The 16,340-nt window shown below is 63.5% G+C and carries 14 protein-coding genes; 7 read left to right on the top strand and 7 right to left on the bottom strand.

Annotation, left to right across the window (positions count from 1 at the left end; translation table 11 throughout):
* Positions 1 to 76: 76 nt before the first annotated feature.
* On the bottom strand, positions 77 to 877 hold the full coding sequence (locus Q0C17_RS08145) for an enoyl-CoA hydratase/isomerase (RefSeq protein ID WP_291204161.1): 801 nt from the start codon (positions 875 to 877) through the stop codon (positions 77 to 79).
* Positions 878 to 1,038: 161 nt separating this feature from the next.
* On the opposite strand from Q0C17_RS08145, the gene Q0C17_RS08140 reads away from it, so the two are divergent.
* The gene (locus Q0C17_RS08140; protein ID WP_291204159.1) at positions 1,039 to 2,475 is read left to right on the top strand and encodes a coniferyl aldehyde dehydrogenase; all 1,437 of its coding nucleotides are present in this window, start codon (positions 1,039 to 1,041) and stop codon (positions 2,473 to 2,475) included.
* Positions 2,476 to 2,529: 54 nt separating this feature from the next.
* On the opposite strand, the gene Q0C17_RS08135 is transcribed toward Q0C17_RS08140, so the two are convergent.
* The 3 genes from Q0C17_RS08135 to Q0C17_RS08125 all read right to left on the bottom strand — a co-directional run bounded on the left by Q0C17_RS08135 (position 2,530) and on the right by Q0C17_RS08125 (position 6,633).
* Complete coding sequence (locus Q0C17_RS08135; protein ID WP_291204157.1) at positions 2,530 to 2,916, bottom strand: VOC family protein; 387 nt, start codon at positions 2,914 to 2,916, stop codon at positions 2,530 to 2,532.
* Between the two features lie 14 nt (positions 2,917 to 2,930).
* Positions 2,931 to 4,880: an alpha/beta fold hydrolase gene (locus Q0C17_RS08130; RefSeq protein ID WP_291204155.1), complete on the bottom strand. Its 1,950-nt coding sequence runs from the start codon at positions 4,878 to 4,880 to the stop codon at positions 2,931 to 2,933.
* 127 nt (positions 4,881 to 5,007) lie between these two features.
* Positions 5,008 to 6,633: a DEAD/DEAH box helicase gene (locus Q0C17_RS08125; RefSeq protein WP_291204153.1), complete on the bottom strand. Its 1,626-nt coding sequence runs from the start codon at positions 6,631 to 6,633 to the stop codon at positions 5,008 to 5,010.
* Positions 6,634 to 6,913: 280 nt separating this feature from the next.
* Between Q0C17_RS08125 and Q0C17_RS08120 the strand changes: the two genes are divergently transcribed.
* A complete protein-coding gene (locus tag Q0C17_RS08120; RefSeq protein WP_291204150.1) occupies positions 6,914 to 8,362 on the top strand; it encodes an SUMF1/EgtB/PvdO family nonheme iron enzyme in 1,449 nt (482 codons plus the stop codon).
* A gap of 5 nt (positions 8,363 to 8,367) precedes the next feature.
* Here Q0C17_RS08120 and Q0C17_RS08115 read toward each other — a convergent pair whose 3' ends face one another.
* Together Q0C17_RS08115 and Q0C17_RS08110 are read right to left on the bottom strand one after the other, a co-directional pair.
* Positions 8,368 to 9,066: a hypothetical protein gene (locus tag Q0C17_RS08115; RefSeq protein ID WP_291204145.1), complete on the bottom strand. Its 699-nt coding sequence runs from the start codon at positions 9,064 to 9,066 to the stop codon at positions 8,368 to 8,370.
* 45 nt (positions 9,067 to 9,111) lie between these two features.
* Complete coding sequence (locus Q0C17_RS08110) at positions 9,112 to 9,720, bottom strand: superoxide dismutase (RefSeq protein ID WP_291204142.1); 609 nt, start codon at positions 9,718 to 9,720, stop codon at positions 9,112 to 9,114.
* A gap of 67 nt (positions 9,721 to 9,787) precedes the next feature.
* On the opposite strand from Q0C17_RS08110, the gene Q0C17_RS08105 reads away from it, so the two are divergent.
* On the top strand, positions 9,788 to 10,438 hold the full coding sequence (locus Q0C17_RS08105; protein WP_291204139.1) for a squalene/phytoene synthase family protein: 651 nt from the start codon (positions 9,788 to 9,790) through the stop codon (positions 10,436 to 10,438).
* Between the two features lie 313 nt (positions 10,439 to 10,751).
* The gene (locus Q0C17_RS08100; protein WP_291204136.1) at positions 10,752 to 12,056 is read left to right on the top strand and encodes a sorbosone dehydrogenase family protein; all 1,305 of its coding nucleotides are present in this window, start codon (positions 10,752 to 10,754) and stop codon (positions 12,054 to 12,056) included.
* A 5-nt stretch (positions 12,057 to 12,061) separates the two neighbouring features.
* Here Q0C17_RS08100 and trmFO read toward each other — a convergent pair whose 3' ends face one another.
* Entirely contained in the window at positions 12,062 to 13,465 is a 1,404-nt protein-coding gene (gene trmFO, locus Q0C17_RS08095) for a methylenetetrahydrofolate--tRNA-(uracil(54)-C(5))-methyltransferase (FADH(2)-oxidizing) TrmFO (RefSeq protein WP_291204134.1), read from the bottom strand.
* Between the two features lie 81 nt (positions 13,466 to 13,546).
* On the opposite strand from trmFO, the gene Q0C17_RS08090 reads away from it, so the two are divergent.
* Genes Q0C17_RS08090 through Q0C17_RS08080 form a run of 3 tightly spaced genes read left to right on the top strand, consistent with a single transcriptional unit; the run spans position 13,547 to position 16,340 of the window.
* A complete protein-coding gene (locus Q0C17_RS08090) occupies positions 13,547 to 14,356 on the top strand; it encodes a hypothetical protein (RefSeq protein WP_291204131.1) in 810 nt (269 codons plus the stop codon).
* A 55-nt stretch (positions 14,357 to 14,411) separates the two neighbouring features.
* Complete coding sequence (locus Q0C17_RS08085; protein WP_291204127.1) at positions 14,412 to 15,383, top strand: hypothetical protein; 972 nt, start codon at positions 14,412 to 14,414, stop codon at positions 15,381 to 15,383.
* A gap of 18 nt (positions 15,384 to 15,401) precedes the next feature.
* Positions 15,402 to 16,340 (top strand): hypothetical protein, encoded by a 939-nt coding sequence (locus Q0C17_RS08080; RefSeq protein ID WP_291204124.1) that lies wholly within the window; start codon positions 15,402 to 15,404, stop codon positions 16,338 to 16,340.

The raw sequence follows: 16,340 nt of genomic DNA, 5'->3' as shown, positions 1-16,340 counted from the left end.
GTCCGAAACGGTACTTAGAGCGAAATGGGTTTCGTAATCTTTAAGGGAAACGCAATTTCAGGTCTGCAATCAGGGATTACCTGCCCTTGAATACCGCGGCACGCTTCTGGAGGAAGGCCGAGACGCCTTCGCGGAAGTCTTCCGTGCGTCCCGCATCGCGCTGGGCGACCCGTTCATTGTGAAGCGCGGCGCCGAAATCGTCATCGCAGGCGTCCCAGATGCACTGGCGTGCCAGCGACAGCGCGACGGTCGGGCCGGTCGCTAGTTTCTGCGCAAATTCCTTTGCGGTTTCCATCAGCTTCGCATCCTCGACCACGCGGTTCACGAGGCCCCATTGCAGCGCCGTTTCAGCTGGCAGTTTTTCACCCAGAAGTGCCATTTCCATAGCGCGCACCCGGCCGATGGTCTTGGCAAGCAAGTAGCTCGAGCCGCCATCCGGCACCAGGCCGATGCGGCGGAAGGCCTGCAGGAAGTAGGCGCTCTTGCCGGCGATCACTAAGTCGCCCATCAGGCCGATCGCGCAGCCGACGCCGGCCGCCGCGCCGTTCACGGCGGTGATCACCGGATGGGGATGTTCGCGGATCGCGGTGACCAGCGGATTGTAGAATGCGTCCAGCGCCTTGCCGGCATCCGGCGGCGAATCAGGGTGGGAGAGGGCCGGGCCGGAACCCATGCCGCCGAGATTGGCGCCCGAGCAGAAGCCGCGGCCCTTGCCGGTCAGGATCGTGCAGCGCGCTTCCTTTGCGGCAACTTCAAAAGCGTGCAGCAACTCAATGGCCGTATCGACGCCGCAGGCGTTCAGCGTCTTGTCGTCATCGAATGCAATGATCGCAATATCGCCGTCGCGCTCGTAGGAAATCTTCTCGTACTTGGTCATCGCAGACGCTCCCATATGCCGGCCCATATTCGGGTTTGAGCGCGAATTAAGCCGATTGCCCGGCCCGCGAAAAGCCTCACGCCGGGTCAGGTTCCGGCCCCCATGGCGCAAATGCTGAACGCACGCTACACTGTTCACAAGCTCAACTTCGGAGAATTTCAATGGCCCTCGACGCGATCACCGGTACAGGCATGCGTACACTGCTCGACCGCCAGAAAGCTGCGCACCTGCGCGACGGCGCGCCCTCGCTCGCCCGGCGCATCGAATGGTTGGACAAGTCGATCGACTTGCTCGCCACGCACGGTGACGCGCTGAACGATGCGATGGCGAAAGACTTCGGCCACCGTTCGAAGGACCAGTCGAACCTCACCGACATCGCGGGCTCCATTGGCGCCCTGAAGCACGCCAAGAAGCATGTCGCGAAATGGATGCAGCCGGAAAAGCGCAAGGTGGAGTTCCCGCTCGGCCTGCTCGGCTCGAAGGCCGAGCTGCAGTACCAGCCGAAAGGCGTCATCGGCGTCATCAGCCCGTGGAACTTCCCGGTGAACCTAACCTTCACGCCGCTCGCGGGCGTATTTGCCGCCGGCAACCGCTGCATGATCAAGCCGTCGGAGTTCACCGAGGCGACGTCCGAGCTGATGAAAGAGCTGTTCGCGAAATACTACACCGCCGAGGAAGTCGTCGTCGTCACCGGCGGGCCGGATATCGGCGCTGAATTCTCGAAGCTTCCGTTCGACCATATCCTCTTCACCGGCGCGACGTCGGTTGCCCATCACGTCATGCGCGCCGCCGCTGACAATCTCGTACCGCTGACGCTGGAGCTGGGCGGCAAGTCGCCCGTCATCCTCGGCCGCTCTGCCGACCTGCAGAAAGCTGCCAGCCGCATCATGGCCGGCAAGACGCTGAACGCCGGGCAGATCTGCCTCGCGCCGGACTATGCCTTCGTGCCAAAAGACAAGACGCAGGAATTCGTAGGCGCCGCCACCCGCGCCATCGAGACGATGTATCCCACCGGCCTGAAAGACAATGACGACTACACCTCCGTCGTGAATCAGCGCCACTTCGACCGGATCCAGGGCTATATCGAAGATGCGCGCACCAAGGGCGCCGAGGTCGTCACGCTGAATCCGAAGTCCGAAAACTTTGCCCAGCAGCCGCACCACAAGATACCGCCGACACTGATCATCGATCCGACCGACGACATGAAGGTGATGCAGGATGAAATCTTCGGGCCGATCCTGCCCATAAAGTCCTACAACGATGCGAAAGACGCGGTTGCCTATATCAACGCGCATCCGCGCCCGCTCGGCCTCTATTATTTCGGCGAAGATGCCGCCGAGAAAGACCTTGTCCTGAACAACACCACCTCAGGCGGTGTCACCGTCAATGACGTGATCTTCCACGTCGCACAGGAAGACCTGCCCTTCGGCGGCGTCGGCCCGTCCGGCATGGGGGCCTATCACGGCCGCGACGGCTTCCTGGAGTTCAGTCACAAGAAGGCTATCTACACGCAGACCAACAACGAAATCCTCGCCATGATGCGCCCGCCTTACGGCGACAAGTTCCGCGCCCAGGTGAAGGGCCGCCTGAAGAAGTAGGCCAAACAACCAGAAGGGGCCCCTCCCCCGGGGAGAGGGCCCCTCATTTTTTAATCAGCCCGCGGAAGGGGGCTCCCACAGTTCGACGGGGTTTCCTTCAGGATCGCAGATACGCGCAAACCGCCCGGTCTCCGGCGCGTCCCATTCGGCGCGGGTCTCCACCTCAATGCCCGACGCGCGCAGGGACGAGAGCAGGTGGTCCAGCCCCGAAACGCGGAAGTTCAGCAGGAACTCTTTGCCCGACGGCCAATAATCCGTCGCAGCCTTGAAAGGCGCAAACACCACCGGCCCCGCTTTCACCTGCCAGAACCAGTCGTCCGCGTTCTTCGTGCCACTACCATCATGCCCGCTGCCTACGCCAAGGTGGCGGTCATACCATGCGCTCAGCGCTTCAGGGTCCTTCGCGCGAAAGAACACGCCTCCAATTCCAAGTACCGGCATCTCCGCAACTCTGGTCAATCAACGGGCAGGTGGGTTTGCAGGAACCCGTCGATTTCCTTGAGTAACTGCAAGCGCGTTTCGGCGCCCGACAGCCAGTGGTCCTCACCCTTCAGTATCACGAACTCCACTGGCCTGCCCGCATCTTTCAGCGCCCGTTCCATCAGTTCGCTTTGGGAAATCGGGACGACCGTGTCGTCCACGCCATGGATCAGCAGCACAGGTATTTTGATCTGGCTCGCCGCCTTCGCCGGAGAGATGGCCTGTAACTTTTTCCGCCGGGCCTCACCATCCGCCATTATGCTTTCCCAATAGCTGATGACCCAGTGATCGTATCCGTATTTCTGCCGGCTCTCCTGCAGCATCGCGTTGAGATCGCTCACCGGCGCAATTGCAACGCTGCACTTGTAGACGTCCGGCGTGAATGCCGCGCCCGCCAGCGCCGCATACCCGCCATAGCTGGCGCCGACGATGCAGACGCGGTCCTTGTCGGCAATGCCTGAGTCAGCCAGCGCGATCACGCCATCGGTCAGGTCATCCTGCATCTTGCCGCCCCATTCGCCCGCGCCGGCATCCAAGAAGTCTTTGCCAAAACCCGCCGAGCCCCGGAAGTTCGGTTGCAGGACGGCATATCCCCGGCTCGCAAAGAATTGCGCCATCCAATCGAAGTCGAGCCGGTCATAGGCGGCCGGCCCGCCATGCGGCAGAACGATCAGCGGACGCTTCGCCTGATCGTCGATCAAAGCGCCAGGCGGCAGGGTCACGACGGCGGGAATGGTCAGGCCGTCGCGGGCCTTGTATTCAATGCCGACCGGCGCGGAAGTCTGTGCTGCCGCCAGCTTTTCGCGTGCCCGCGCCAGCAGCTGCAGCCCGCCCGTCGTCATATCCTGCACCAGCCAGACCTCGCCGAGTGCGGGGTCGAAGGCGTAGTAGAGAACGGTTTTGCGATCATCCGACCACGAGTCGAGATACAGCACCGCGTTCGGCATCGCCGCCGTCATGGCTTCATGGCTCGCCTTCAGTCCGGCATCGAGGAACTCGTAGTCCGGCTTCATGCCTGAATAGCGGACGCCCAGAATGCGGCGCTCATCGTCCCGGTAGACGGCGTCGATGTCATGTCCGGGACGTTTCAGGACCGGGCCGGAAATCTTGCCGTCGAGCCCAAGCACCATCAGTCCGTCAAATATGTCCTCATCACCTGGATCCACAAATGCGAAACCCGAGCCGTCCGGCATGACGCCGGTGATGGAGAGTGGAGGGATTTCGACTTTCTTCCGCTCAAAGATCGTTTTCCAGCCGCCATCGCGTATCTGTACCTCATAGACATCGCTTTCGTTGTTGTACCGTTCGCGCGCGAGCACGCCGCCATGACCATCCGTGAACCAGTCGATCGTGTCCGTTGTACCCTTGAACTTCGTTATACCCCTGCCGGTTTTGAGGCTCACCTCCAGCAGGTCCTTCGATGGCGTTTGGTACATTGAACCGATATAGGCGGGCATCAGCACCGTTCCCGGTTTACTCCCGTGCCCGACGATCCGGCCGAGCCCGCTCTGCGCAGGAAATAGGTCCTTGGTTTTGTAGAGCAGTGGCACCGGCCCGCCTTCATTTACGTTGATCGAGTAGGCGCCGGAAAACTCCAGCTTGCTGCGGGAGCCGAAGAATTTCGTCGTGTCCGATACCAGGGCGAGCATGTGATCGTTGTCATAGAACGAGACACCTCGGGGTTTGATCGAGTCGACGCCAACCCGCAGGATCAGGTTTCCGTCCGTCCCCAGAACCATCAGTCGCGTGTCCTGCTGCACATTGGCAATCGCCGCGACCCGGGTGCCGTCTGGCGAAAGTTCGACATCGGAAAACAGGGGAAGGCCGCCATACACTTCGAGGGGCGGCGGCGCGGTCTGGGCCAGCGCCGCTGGGGCGCCGAATGCAAAGATAAGCAAGCCTGAAACCAAGATCTGGCTACGCATGGTTCACCCTCCGCTTGAAGCTTCAGGTTTCCCCCGCTTCTACCCAGAATTCAAGCGGCCATTTCTCTGAAAATGCAAAACGCCCGGCACACGGCCGGGCGTTCTCAGTGCAGGGCTTATTCGCCGATCAGCGCTTTTTCAGAAAGCTCGGAATGTCCGAGCCGAAACCTTTGACCCGTTCCGGGGCCGGCTCGAGGATAAGGTCGTCATCCTTGCGCTTGTAGTCCCGGCTTGGGCGTTCGCGTTTGTCGCTCGCACGGTCGGTGCGCTCGGTGCGTTCCATGCGGGGCTGTTCGCTGCGCTCGGCGCGCGGCTTGTCACCGCGTTCACGGCGCTTGTCGCTGCGCGGGCCGCGCTCGCGCTTCGGCGCCTCGTCGCGCGCCACCGGTGCTTCGGCTGGCGCCTCGGTGATCACGGCGACATCGCTGATGGCCTCCACGGCCTCAACAGCGGCCGGAGCCTCTTCGCTCCGCTCGCGGCGGCGCGGGCCGCGTTCACGGCTTTCGCCGCGCTCGCTGCGTCCGCGCGGGCCGCGTTCGCGGTCGCGGTCACGGCCGCCGCGCCCAGCCGGGCGGTCACGCTTCTCTTCCGGCGGCAAGTCCTTCAGCTCTTCGAGCAGGCCTTCCGGCATGAAGGACTTCACGTCCTGCTTGATCATCTTGAGCACGAAGCCCCAGGATTTCTCGTCCGCAGGCCCGACCAGCGTGTAGCTCTCGCCGGTGCGTCCGGCGCGGCCCGTGCGGCCGATGCGGTGGATATAGTCCTCGTCCTTCGGCGGCGGGCCGAAATTGAACACATGGCCGACATCCGGAATGTCGAGGCCGCGTGCGGCAACGTCCGAGGCGACCAGCAGTTTCAACGATCCATCGCGAAAGCGTTGCAACGTTTCTGTACGGACGGATTGAGGCAGGTCGCCATGGATCGGCGCAGCGTCATGGCCATGCTTCGACAACGAAGCCGCCACGATATCGACTTCGACCTTGCGGTTGCAGAATACGATGCCGTTCTTCACGTTGCACGTCTCGATCACGCGGCGAAGCGCCGTGCGGCGGGCTTTGCCATCGTTCGTGGGCAGATGAACCACATGCTGCGTGATTGTCTGGGCGGCGTCGGTCGGGCGCGCCACTTCAATCTTCTTCGGATCTTTCTGGAACGTCTTGGCGAGGCGCTGGATGTCCGTCGGGAAGGTCGCCGAGAAAAGCAGCGTCTGGCGGCTCGCCGGCAGCTTGGAGCAGATCTTTTCGATGTCCGGGATGAAGCCCATGTCGAGCATCCGGTCCGCCTCGTCGATGATCAGCGTCTCGACGCCCATCAGCAACAGCTTGCCGCGGTCAAACTGGTCCATCAGGCGGCCGGGCGTCGCGATCAGAACGTCGACGCCGCGTTGCAGAAGGCCTTCCTGTTCTTTGAAGCTCACGCCGCCAATCAGCAGCGCCATCGTCAGCTTCAGGTACTTGCCATACTTCTCGAAGTTCTCGGCTACCTGCGCCGCCAGCTCGCGCGTCGGGCAGAGGATCAGGCAGCGCGGCATGCGCGCCCGGGCGCGCCCGGTGGAGAGGCGCTGGATCATCGGCAGCACGAAGGCAGCCGTCTTGCCGGTGCCGGTCTGGGCAATGCCGGTCACGTCGCCGCCCATCAGGATGTGCGGGATCGCTTCAGTCTGGATAGGGGTGGGGATGGAGTAGCCGGCTTCAAGCACAGCTTTGAGGATGTTCTCGGCAAGGCCGAAATCCGCGAATGTTGTCTCAGTCAAGGGTAGTGTCTCCGGGATGTCTGGTTGATCTGCCTGGCCACCCGTATTGGCGGCGCTCGTCCTGCGTCTATCGGGCCCCAATGGCCAGAAGAACTGCAGCCGGGCGAATCCCATGCCCGGAACATTCGGGGCCCATACTGCATTTTCAGCCCGCCGTATAGCCCGCCATTCAGGCAAACCCCGCATCCTGCAGCAAAACCGGACCAATGCCCTTGCAACCGTGCTGAAATTGGCGCTTCTAGTGCCACCGGTCGTGGGACCCGAAAGACCGGGGGATCGTATGTCGGAAATATTTGTATCTTATAATCGCGAAGACCTGAAAACCGCGCAGGCCATCGTCGATGGGCTGATCGCCGAAGGCTTCAATGTCTGGATGGACCAGAACCTCCAGGCTGGCGAAAACTATGACGAAATCACCGAAGAGCGCCTGCACAAGGCGCGCGCAGTGGTCGTCCTCTGGTCCAGCAAATCGGTAAAATCGCGCTGGGTCCGCGCCGAGGCCACCATCGGCGCCCGCAAGAACACGCTCGTGCCCCTGATGATCGAGGAATGCGACCGGCCGGTCATGTTCGAGCTGATCCAGACCACCGACCTGTCGAAATGGCACGGAGACCGCGCTGATCCGGCCTGGCTCGCCTTCATTGAGGTCATCAAAAAACGCCTCGCCGCTGCGCCCACCGCGTCCAAGGGCAGCGAAAGCCGGGGCGGACGTCCTGCCTCAGAGAAAGCCCGCAGGCGCGTCAAGCCGCCCAAGCCGAAACAGCGCTCCGGGGGCGGCCTGCTCACCGCAATCACTTTGACCTTCCTTTTCGGGATCTTCAGTGCCGCCGGCATCTACATTCTGCGACCCGATCTTGTCGCTCCGGTCCTGACGCGCCTCGCTGTGCTCGCTTCGGCTGATACCGCTCAAGCCGCGCCTGCCGCCAGCGCATCGGTCGCCGCCGAGGTAGTTGCTCCGCCTGCGGAAGAGCCGATCCTCGCACCGGAACCCGAGCCGCTCCAGGAAGAACCTGCCGAAGCCGCAAGCGTCACCTTCCGCGAGTGCGACATGTGCCCGGACATGCTCAACATTCCCGGAGGTACTTTCCTGATGGGCGCGCCCGAGGAAGAACTTGCCCGCAATGCCTGGGAGGGACCGCAGCGCAAGGTCGCCATGGCGCCCTTTGCGATCAGCATGACCGAAGTCACCTATGACCAGTGGGATGCCTGTGTCGCTGATGGCGGCTGCGGCGGCTATACGCCCCCCGCCGGCGCTAAAGGCCGCGGCCTCCAGCCGGTCGCGAAAGTCTCATGGAAAGATGCGCAAGCTTACGCCACATGGCTGAGCAAGAAGACCGGCCGTCTCTATCGGCTGCCCTCCGAAGCCGAATGGGAGTTCACCGCCCGCGCCGGTACCACCACGCCCTTCTGGTGGGGCCCTCTCTTCGAAGCTGAGAAAGCTGCCACCGGCACCGACCCCCGCGGCGTCGACACACTTCCCGCCAACGCGCTCGGGCTCGCCGGCGTTTCCGGCAATGTGCGCGAATGGGTGCAGGACTGCTACGTCAACACCTTCGCCAACGCCCCACTCGATGGCCGCTCGGTCGAGATCGCCGCCTGCAAACTGCGGGTCGTGCGCGGCGGGTCGTACAAGTCGACCCCCGCGGAGCTGCGCATCGCCGCCCGTGCCCGTCTCGACAGCAATGCGCGAGACGAGCTGACCGGCTTCCGCGTCGCCGCCCAGCCCTGAACGGGTCAGGGCTGCAGGCTGCGATAATTCAGAATGTCCTGATGCAGATCATCCAGTATGCGCTTCGACCGGCCCCAGTCTGATGATTGCCCCTCGAACACCACCGCGCTCGACACCAGAGTGCCTTCCGCCTTGCGTTCCAGCGTGAGCGACAGCTTGCCCTTCCAGGTCGTCATGCTCGACGGGATCTCCGCCTGTACCACGCACCCGTCCGTGCCTTCATGCACCGCAACCAGCGTCTGGTTCCGGCTCGCCAGTGAGCAGAGGATAGCTCCGAGCGTCCGCCCGTAAGTGGTCGCGTACCCGTTCTTCGCATCCTTGCCGGTCTTGACGCCCATCTTGGCATAGAGCGGCGTCGCAATCTCTGCGATCAGCTTCATCGGCACGCCGCCCGAACCCGAGGCATCGAGGATCGGCTGCGCCAGTTTCAGGAACTCGTCGCCGGTCATACCGGCCTTGCTGACCTTCGCGGCGTCCGCGATGAGAGCCTTCACTTCCGGGTGGCCGAGCACGACGCGGTAGTTTGTCGTCTCGCGCCAATCTTCCCAGGAGGTGGCCTCGGTAACCGGCGCCGTAGCCGGCTCGCTGACGGCCGCGATCGGGCCCACCGGCGCCGCGCCCGTCTCGCGCAGCAGCTTTGTGCCGCAGCCGGCACAAAACACATGCTCGGACGCGGCCGCCTTGCCGCATTGGGTACAGAACATTCGAGGCACTCCCCTCTTCTCATCGAAGAGGGGAATCTAGCTCGATCAGGCCCCCGCGTCAGCCAGGTTCTGGTTGGCGAAGTCCCAGTTCACGAGGCTCGACAGGAACGTGTCGATGTAATCGGGGCGGCGGTTCTGGAAATCCAGATAATAGGCATGCTCCCACACATCCATCGTCAGCAGCGGCGTCGTGCCGGCCTCGGTCAGCGGCGTTTCGGCGTTCGGCGTCTTGCTGATCACCAGCTTGCCGCCCTTGTAGGAAAGCCAGGCCCAGCCGGAGCCGAACTGCGTGGCGCCCGCGGCCTTGAACTCCTTTACGAAATTGTCGTAGCCGCCGAGGTCGCGGTCGATCAGCTCTGCCACCTTGCCATGCGGCTTGCCGCCGCCGCCGGGCTTCATCGAATGCCAGTAGAACGTGTGGTTCCAGACCTGCGCCGAGTTGTTGAAGATACCGGCCTTGGCCTTGTCGCCGGCTGAGTCCTTGATGACCTCTTCCAGCGAGGCCTTCTCGAGGGGGGTGTCTTTCACCAGGCCGTTCAGGTTGGTGACGTAGGCTTGATGGTGCTTGCCATAGTGGAAATTCAGCGTCTCTTCCGAGATGTGCGGGGCAAGGGCGGTGCGGGCATAGGGCAGGTCGGGCAGGGTGAAGGCCATGGGGAAACGTCCTTTATTGCAGCTTTGATGTCTTTCGCTTCGCAGCGGTTTCGCACATATGGGGGCCATGTCAAACGAGACCAGACCCCTGACCAAGACTCCCTGGGCCGAGATCGACAAGCGCGTCCGCCGCGTCGACGAGGACCGCTGGATATCCAGCCGTTTCGCCCCTGCCTCCCAGCGCCGCGCCCTCACCGCGCTCTACGCCCTGAACTATGAGCTTGTCCGCGTGCAGGAAGTGGTCAGCGAAGAAACCCTCGGTCTCATCCGCTTCCAGTGGTGGCGCGAAGCGATCGCCGAAATCGAGGCCGGCAAGGCCCCGCGCGGCCACGATGTCTGCCTCGCCATTGCAGAAGAGGCCGCCGAAGGCCGCCTGAAGCCGGGCGCCCTGCAGAAACTGGTGGACGGCTATCAGACCGCCTTCACCGAACAGGACCGCTCGAAGGAGCCGGAAGTTTGGGTCGCCCTCACCGCCGCCAATATCCTCATTCCAGTCCATAACTGGGCTGAGGAAATCCGCAGCGTCTCCGCCGCCTATGCCACCGTCCGCCGCAAGGCCGGCCACGCCTTCGGCCCCCACGTCTCACCGGCTCCCAAACCCCTGCGCCCGGCCGTCGCCCATTTCCGCCTCCGCAAACTCTACTGTGAAGGCAAGGCGCCCAACCCGCTGTCGAAACGCTTCTCGATCATGAAAGCGATGAATACCGGCGAAGTGTAGCTGCCACGGTGGGCGCACGTTTTCGCGAACGCCCCCGTGCGCGCCCCATTTCCCACCTCATGGTGTCGACGTTCCGCTTTCGGTGCAGGCGAAGACCGGGATGACGCCTGAGCAAAGTTTTTTCGCGTTTCGAATCCGGTCGCATCCGGGGTGGAGGAAGTCTCCCTGAGAAGCCTCGGGCTATCCAGGACGGGGCTGCGCCCTCACCCTTGGATTCCAGCCAACCTGAAAGCTGCATCCGGCCAAACGTACGGCGCGGAACATCCGCCTGACTACCGCGTTGTACGCCCAGACCTCGAAGGGCTTCCAAAAAATGAAACATCTCCGCCTTCTCCCGCTGGCTCTGCTTGCGCTGGTATCCGCCTGCGCGTCAGAAGAGACTTCGCCCATCTCGATTGGCTTCGGCCCGTCGCCGCAACTGCCGGCCCCGGAGAAGAAGCTGCTGCCGACTGTCAAGGTTGCGGCTGCCGAAGCCTGGACTGAAGGTCAGATGCCGGCGCCCGCCGATGGTTATGCGCTTACTGAGTTTGCGTCCGGTCTCAACCATCCGCGCTGGCTCTACGAACTTCCGAACGGAGACATTCTGGTCGCCGAATCCAACGCACCGCCCAAAACTGATGGCGGCGGCATCCGCGGCTTCTTTATGAAGCGCGCCATGGCCCGAGCCGGTGCCGGCGTGCCAAGCGCGGACCGTATCTCCCTGCTTCGCGACGTTGATGGCGACGGTGTGGCGGAGACGAAAACCGCCTACATGACCGGCCTCACGTCGCCCTTCGGCATGGCGTTGATCGAGGACACGCTCTACATCGCCAATGCCGGCGAGATCGTCCGTGTACCCTATGTCACGGGCGAAACCACGAACCCTGCGCGGCCGGAGCCGTTCTTCACTCTGCCGGGCGGGCCGATCAACCACCACTGGACCAAGAACATCGTTGCCAGCGCCGACGGCACCAAGCTCTATGCTGCCGTCGGCTCGAACAGCAATGTCGGCGAGAACGGCCTCGACGCCGAAATCGGCCGCGCCGCGATCTGGGAGATCGATATTGCGAGCGCCAAGGGTCGCCTCTTCGCGACTGGTCTGCGCAATCCGGTCGGCATGGATTTCTCAGCGGATGGCACGCTCTACACTGTCGTCAACGAGCGCGATGAGCTGGGCGACAATCTCGTGCCGGACTACCTCACCTCCGTGAAGGACGGCGCCTTCTATGGTTGGCCCTTCAGCTATTACGGGCAAAACGTGGACACGCGCGTGAAACCATCTGACGCCGGACTGATTGCCCGCGCCATCGCGCCTGATTATGCCCTTGGCGCACATACCGCCTCGCTCGGCCTCGATGTGACGGATGGCAAGGCGCCTGGCATGTCTGCTGCCTTCGGACCTGGCGCCTTCATCGGCCAGCACGGCTCCTGGAACCGTGATCCGCGCAGCGGCTATGAAGTCATCTTCGTGCCCTTCGGTGCCAGCGGCCCGGAAGGCGAGCCGCGCAAAGTGCTGACCGGCTTCCTCGACGGCGATATCGCCCGCGGCCGTCCGGTCGGCGTAGCGCTTGACCGGCGCGGCGGTCTGCTGGTCGCCGATGATGTCGGCAATCGCATCTGGCGCGTGACAAAAAGGTAGGCAGCCTACTCCGCCGCCACGACGGCTTCGCCCGCCAGCCAAGTGTCGAAGTCTTCCAGCGCGCGGACGGCCTGCGCCATTTTCTTTGCCTTGCCCTTGTCCTTGCCTTTCAGGCGTTTACCGTCGGCGCCGTTCTTCGAATAGTCCTCGATATCCGGGAAAAGGCCGAAATTGACGTTCATCGGCTGGAAGGTTTGTCCAGCCGCAAGGTGCCCGCCCGTGATGTGGTGGACCAGCGCGCCCATTGCGGTAGTCGGCGGTGGGGCTTCCAGTTTTGTCCCAAGCCGCTCGGCGGCGGCGAGGCGCCCCGCGAGGAGGCCCATCGCCGCGCTCTCGACGTAGCCTTCCACACCAGTCACCTGGCCGGCAAAACGCAGGCGCGGCATCGTCTTCATGCGCAGCTGCCTGTCGAGCAGCTTGGGCGAGTTCAGGAACGTGTTGCGGTGAATGCCGCCAAGGCGGGCGAATTCGGCTTGCTCAAGGCCAGGGATCATGCGGAACACATCTGTCTGCGCGCCATGCTTTAGCTTGGTCTGAAAGCCGACCATGTTCCACAGCGTGCCAAGTGCATTGTCCTGACGCAGCTGAACCACGGCATGTGCCTTGACGGCCGGGTTGTGCGCATTGGTCAGGCCGATGGGTTTCATCGGGCCGAAGCGCAATGTCTCGCGACCCCGCTCCGCCATCACTTCGATCGGCAGGCAGCCTTCGAAATAGGGCGTGTTCTTTTCCCAGTCCTTGAACTCGGTTTTCGGTGCCGCCAGCAGCGCGTCGAGGAAGCGGTTGTAGTCTTCCTCCGTCATCGGACAATTGATGTACGCCGCCGTGTCGCCGCCAGGGCCTGCCTTGTCATAGCGGCTCTGGCGCCAGGCTTTGCTCATGTCGACTGTTTCGACATAGACAATCGGGGCAATGGCATCAAAGAAGGCCAGATCTGTCTCGCCGGTATGAGCGCGGATCGCTTCGGCGAGTGCAATCGAAGTCAGCGGTCCTGTCGCAACGATCACCGAGTCCCATTCCTCCGGCGGAATCCCGTCGACCTCCTCGCGGACAATCGTTACCAGCGGGTGCGCTTCCAGTTTCGCGGTCACGGCCTCGGCGAAACCCTCGCGGTCTACCGCTAGCGCGCTGCCGGCGGGCACTTGGTGATCGCGGGCTGTGGAGATGATCAGGCCGTTCGCGCGCCGCATTTCCTCGTGCAGCACGCCCACGGCGTTCGCCGTATGGTCGTTCGAGCGGAAGGAGTTGGAGCAGACAAGCTCAGCCAGCCGGTCGGTCTGGTGGGCCTCGGTCCCGCGGGTTCCGCGCATTTCGTGCAGGATGACGGGCACGCCCGCTGAGGCGATCTGCCAGGCGGCTTCAGAGCCGGCCATGCCGCCGCCGATAACGTGGATGGGGTTCAGGGTCATGGGGCGGACATGGGCCACCGGGGCCGGGCGCGTCAAGATGGCGTTTGCCCCTCGGGCAAGGGCGAATTACCTGTTCGCCCCATGACGCGCCGCATCTCCGCACGAAACCTTGTGAAGGAAGGCTGGCAGCAAGGCCTCGCCGCGCTGGGCCCGAACCTGCGCTGGCTGGGCCTGTTCGCGCTGGCCGGCGCCTTCTACAGCGCCAGCCTGCACCTCGAAGGAAACATGGCCGCGCCGCTGGCGATGGCGATCCTCACCTTCGGCGCCGGTATCCAGTTCTCGCGCGGCCTCTACCGCAGACTGATCGGCCCGCGCCCCGGCGGCTTCCTCCAGCTCGCCCATGCCAACCTCGCCGTTTATCTGGCCTTCCTTTTCATCGGCTTCTTCGTCGGCTTCTTCCTGCTGATCCTGCCCGGCATCCTGATCGAGGCGCAGGGCAAGCATGACCTCGCGGGCGATGCCCCGCCGGAACTCGTGCAGCAGGCATTTCTCGACATGCTGCCGACACCCTATGGGGCGCTCTACCTGATCGTCGCAGTGGCGGGCGTCGCGGTGCTCGCCTACTTCGCCTTGCGCCTGACGCTCTTCGGCGCGGCCACGATCGACCGGGGCAAGGCGCATGTCTTCATCACTTTCCCCTGGACGCGGGGCCAGCTGAAAACCCTCACGCTGGCCGCGCTCGCCACGCACGTGCTTCCTTTCGCGGCGGGCCTCGGCGCCAACGCAGCGCTGCGGGCGGCGCTGCCGGACAGCCCGGTGGGACACCTGATCGAAGGCGCGGCGGCGATCCTGCTGTTCACGCCCTTCCTGCTTGCCGGGCATGGCATGGCGGCAGCAGCCTGGCGGCGCCTCAGGCCCGAAGCCGCGGCGCCTGAACCGGCAACCGGTTGATCGCAGCCCACGAACGCGGCTAGGCTCCCGGCCAGTTGCCGTGGAGGGTCACTGCATGATCAAGGGTTTCACCTTCGAGCGCGCGCTCAGCTGGCCCTTCGCTGCGCCGCACTTCAACTCCTTCCCCTGGCTCTACGGGCTGGCCTATGCCGGTGTGTTCTCGGTGGTCGTCGCCGCAATCGGCTTTGCTGCAGCCGGGGATTTGACCGCCTGGGCGCAGGCCATGGAATCGATCGAGAATGAAACCGATCCGGATCTTGTCTTCGGGCAGTTGTTCGGCGGGATGGTCTCCCTGCTGCCCTGGTACGGCCTGTCGATGCTGGCCTACTGGGTCGTCTGGGCGATGTTCGAGACCGCCTCCCAGCGCCGGTACGTGCGCGGCGAAGGCTTCTCGCTCGGTTTTGGTGCCGACGAAGTGCGGATGATGGTGGTCGGTCTTTTTTGGATGCTGTTCAGTGTCCTGATCTGGGCAGTTCCGATTGGCCTGATCTTCGGGGGCGTGTGGGCGGCGATTGATGCTGCCAGCAAGGGGCTGACGGAGGATGAAGTCGGGCAGCGCATCGTCGCGCCAACATTCGCCGCCATGGGTCTCTTGCTGCTGCTGACGCCGCTCTTTGTCTTTCTGGCCACGCGGCTCGCACCCTGCTTTGCGCTGACGGTTCGGGCCCGCGAGATACGTTTCTTTGACGCGTGGAACGTCTCGCGTGGCCGGTTCTGGCCGATCCTTGGCGCCTACCTCATCCTGTCGGTTGCCGGCAGCCTCCTGGCTCAGGTCGTCGGCGGCATCGTCCAGCTTGGCATGATGCCGGCCTTCATGGCGATGGTGCAGGATGCGGAGGCAGGCGGCGATGTGACCGCTCACATGCTGTCACCCGCCTTTCTCATCCCGGTCGGATTGTATGTCTTTGTACTGATGTTCCTGCAAGGCGTATTGCAGCATGTCGTCGGCGGCCCTGCCGCCTTCGCGGTTCGACACGATCCACGCGGCGGCATCGATGAGGAAAACCAGCTTGAATCCTTCACCTGAACCCGTCGGAGCGAAAAGATGACCGACGACCGCCCGGATCTGAGCGGCGCCACGTTGCACTTCCTGCGCACGGAAGGCCCGCGCGGCTTTCTTATGCGCTTCGCGCTCGTTTATGCCGCAGCGACGCTGGTCATGCAGGCTTTCGGCCTCTGGCTGCAGGCGCCCATATACGAAATCTATCTTCGGGCCTTCGTGGAGAATGACGGGGACATCACAGCGTATGCGGACGAACTCAGCGCTGCCTCGATGCAGTCGAACCTCGGCTCGCTGCTGATGCTGCCCCTCTCGCTGGTGATCTGGGTGCTGTTCGAAGGGGCAAGTCAGCGTCGCTACATCCGCGCGGAGGGATTCCGCCTGCGGATTGGCGCCGATGAAGGCCGGCTCGCGCTCGTCGGCCTGATTTGGGGCGCGCTGATGATCGGCGGCTATTTCGCGCTTGCGCTGGGGGCTATCATCTCTGGCGTGATCGTGGGCGCGATCGCGGGTATTGCGGGCGGCGTGGCCGTCGGCGGCCTCATCTTCCTTGCCGGAATCATTGCGGCGCTCTGGCTTTTCGCGCGCCTCTCGCCTGCCTCGGCCCTGACCATCCGTGACCGGCAGATCCGCTTCTTCGAGGCATGGAACGTGACGAAAGGCAACGGCTGGGGGCTGACCGGCAGCTATTTCATGCTGTTCCTCGGGTTCACCGTCCTGTCGCTGGTGGCTTATGGCGTGGTCGGCATCCTCGGTTTCGTCTTGATTGCGCCGACCCTTGATTCCAGCGCGGGCGCCGCAACTGCGGACGCCGTACTGGCAACGATGGCCCAGCCCAGCTTCTGGGGCCCGCTCGCCTTTGCCATGTTTATGGCGATGATGGTGCAGAGCATCTTCGCCCACGCGCTCGGCGGCCCCGCCGCCTGGGTTGTGCGGCAGGACAGCCTGGCGGGCGGGACCGTGATTTCGGAGACGTTCGGGTAG

Source organism: Hyphomonas sp., assembly GCF_022844445.1.
In the GTDB taxonomy this organism is placed as follows: Bacteria; Pseudomonadota; Alphaproteobacteria; order Caulobacterales; family Hyphomonadaceae; genus Hyphomonas.
This window is presented reverse-complemented; position numbering and strand designations above follow the sequence as displayed.

Bases quoted from the DNA above. Each gene is read 5' to 3' on its own strand.
- Q0C17_RS08110 (WP_291204142.1), bottom strand. From the start codon at position 9,720: ATGGCCTTCACCCTGCCCGACCTGCCCTATGCCCGCACCGCCCTTGCC.
- trmFO (WP_291204134.1), bottom strand. From the start codon at position 13,465: ATGACCCTGAACCCCATCCACGTTATCGGCGGCGGCATGGCCGGCTCT.
- Q0C17_RS08100 (WP_291204136.1), top strand. From the start codon at position 10,752: ATGAAACATCTCCGCCTTCTCCCGCTGGCTCTGCTTGCGCTGGTATCC.
- Q0C17_RS08135 (WP_291204157.1), bottom strand. From the start codon at position 2,916: ATGCCGGTACTTGGAATTGGAGGCGTGTTCTTTCGCGCGAAGGACCCT.
- Q0C17_RS08140 (WP_291204159.1), top strand. From the start codon at position 1,039: ATGGCCCTCGACGCGATCACCGGTACAGGCATGCGTACACTGCTCGAC.
- Q0C17_RS08090 (WP_291204131.1), top strand. From the start codon at position 13,547: ATGACGCGCCGCATCTCCGCACGAAACCTTGTGAAGGAAGGCTGGCAG.
- Q0C17_RS08115 (WP_291204145.1), bottom strand. From the start codon at position 9,066: ATGTTCTGTACCCAATGCGGCAAGGCGGCCGCGTCCGAGCATGTGTTT.
- Q0C17_RS08085 (WP_291204127.1), top strand. From the start codon at position 14,412: ATGATCAAGGGTTTCACCTTCGAGCGCGCGCTCAGCTGGCCCTTCGCT.
- Q0C17_RS08120 (WP_291204150.1), top strand. From the start codon at position 6,914: ATGTCGGAAATATTTGTATCTTATAATCGCGAAGACCTGAAAACCGCG.
- Q0C17_RS08080 (WP_291204124.1), top strand. From the start codon at position 15,402: ATGACCGACGACCGCCCGGATCTGAGCGGCGCCACGTTGCACTTCCTG.
- Q0C17_RS08130 (WP_291204155.1), bottom strand. From the start codon at position 4,880: ATGCGTAGCCAGATCTTGGTTTCAGGCTTGCTTATCTTTGCATTCGGC.
- Q0C17_RS08145 (WP_291204161.1), bottom strand. From the start codon at position 877: ATGACCAAGTACGAGAAGATTTCCTACGAGCGCGACGGCGATATTGCG.
- Q0C17_RS08105 (WP_291204139.1), top strand. From the start codon at position 9,788: ATGTCAAACGAGACCAGACCCCTGACCAAGACTCCCTGGGCCGAGATC.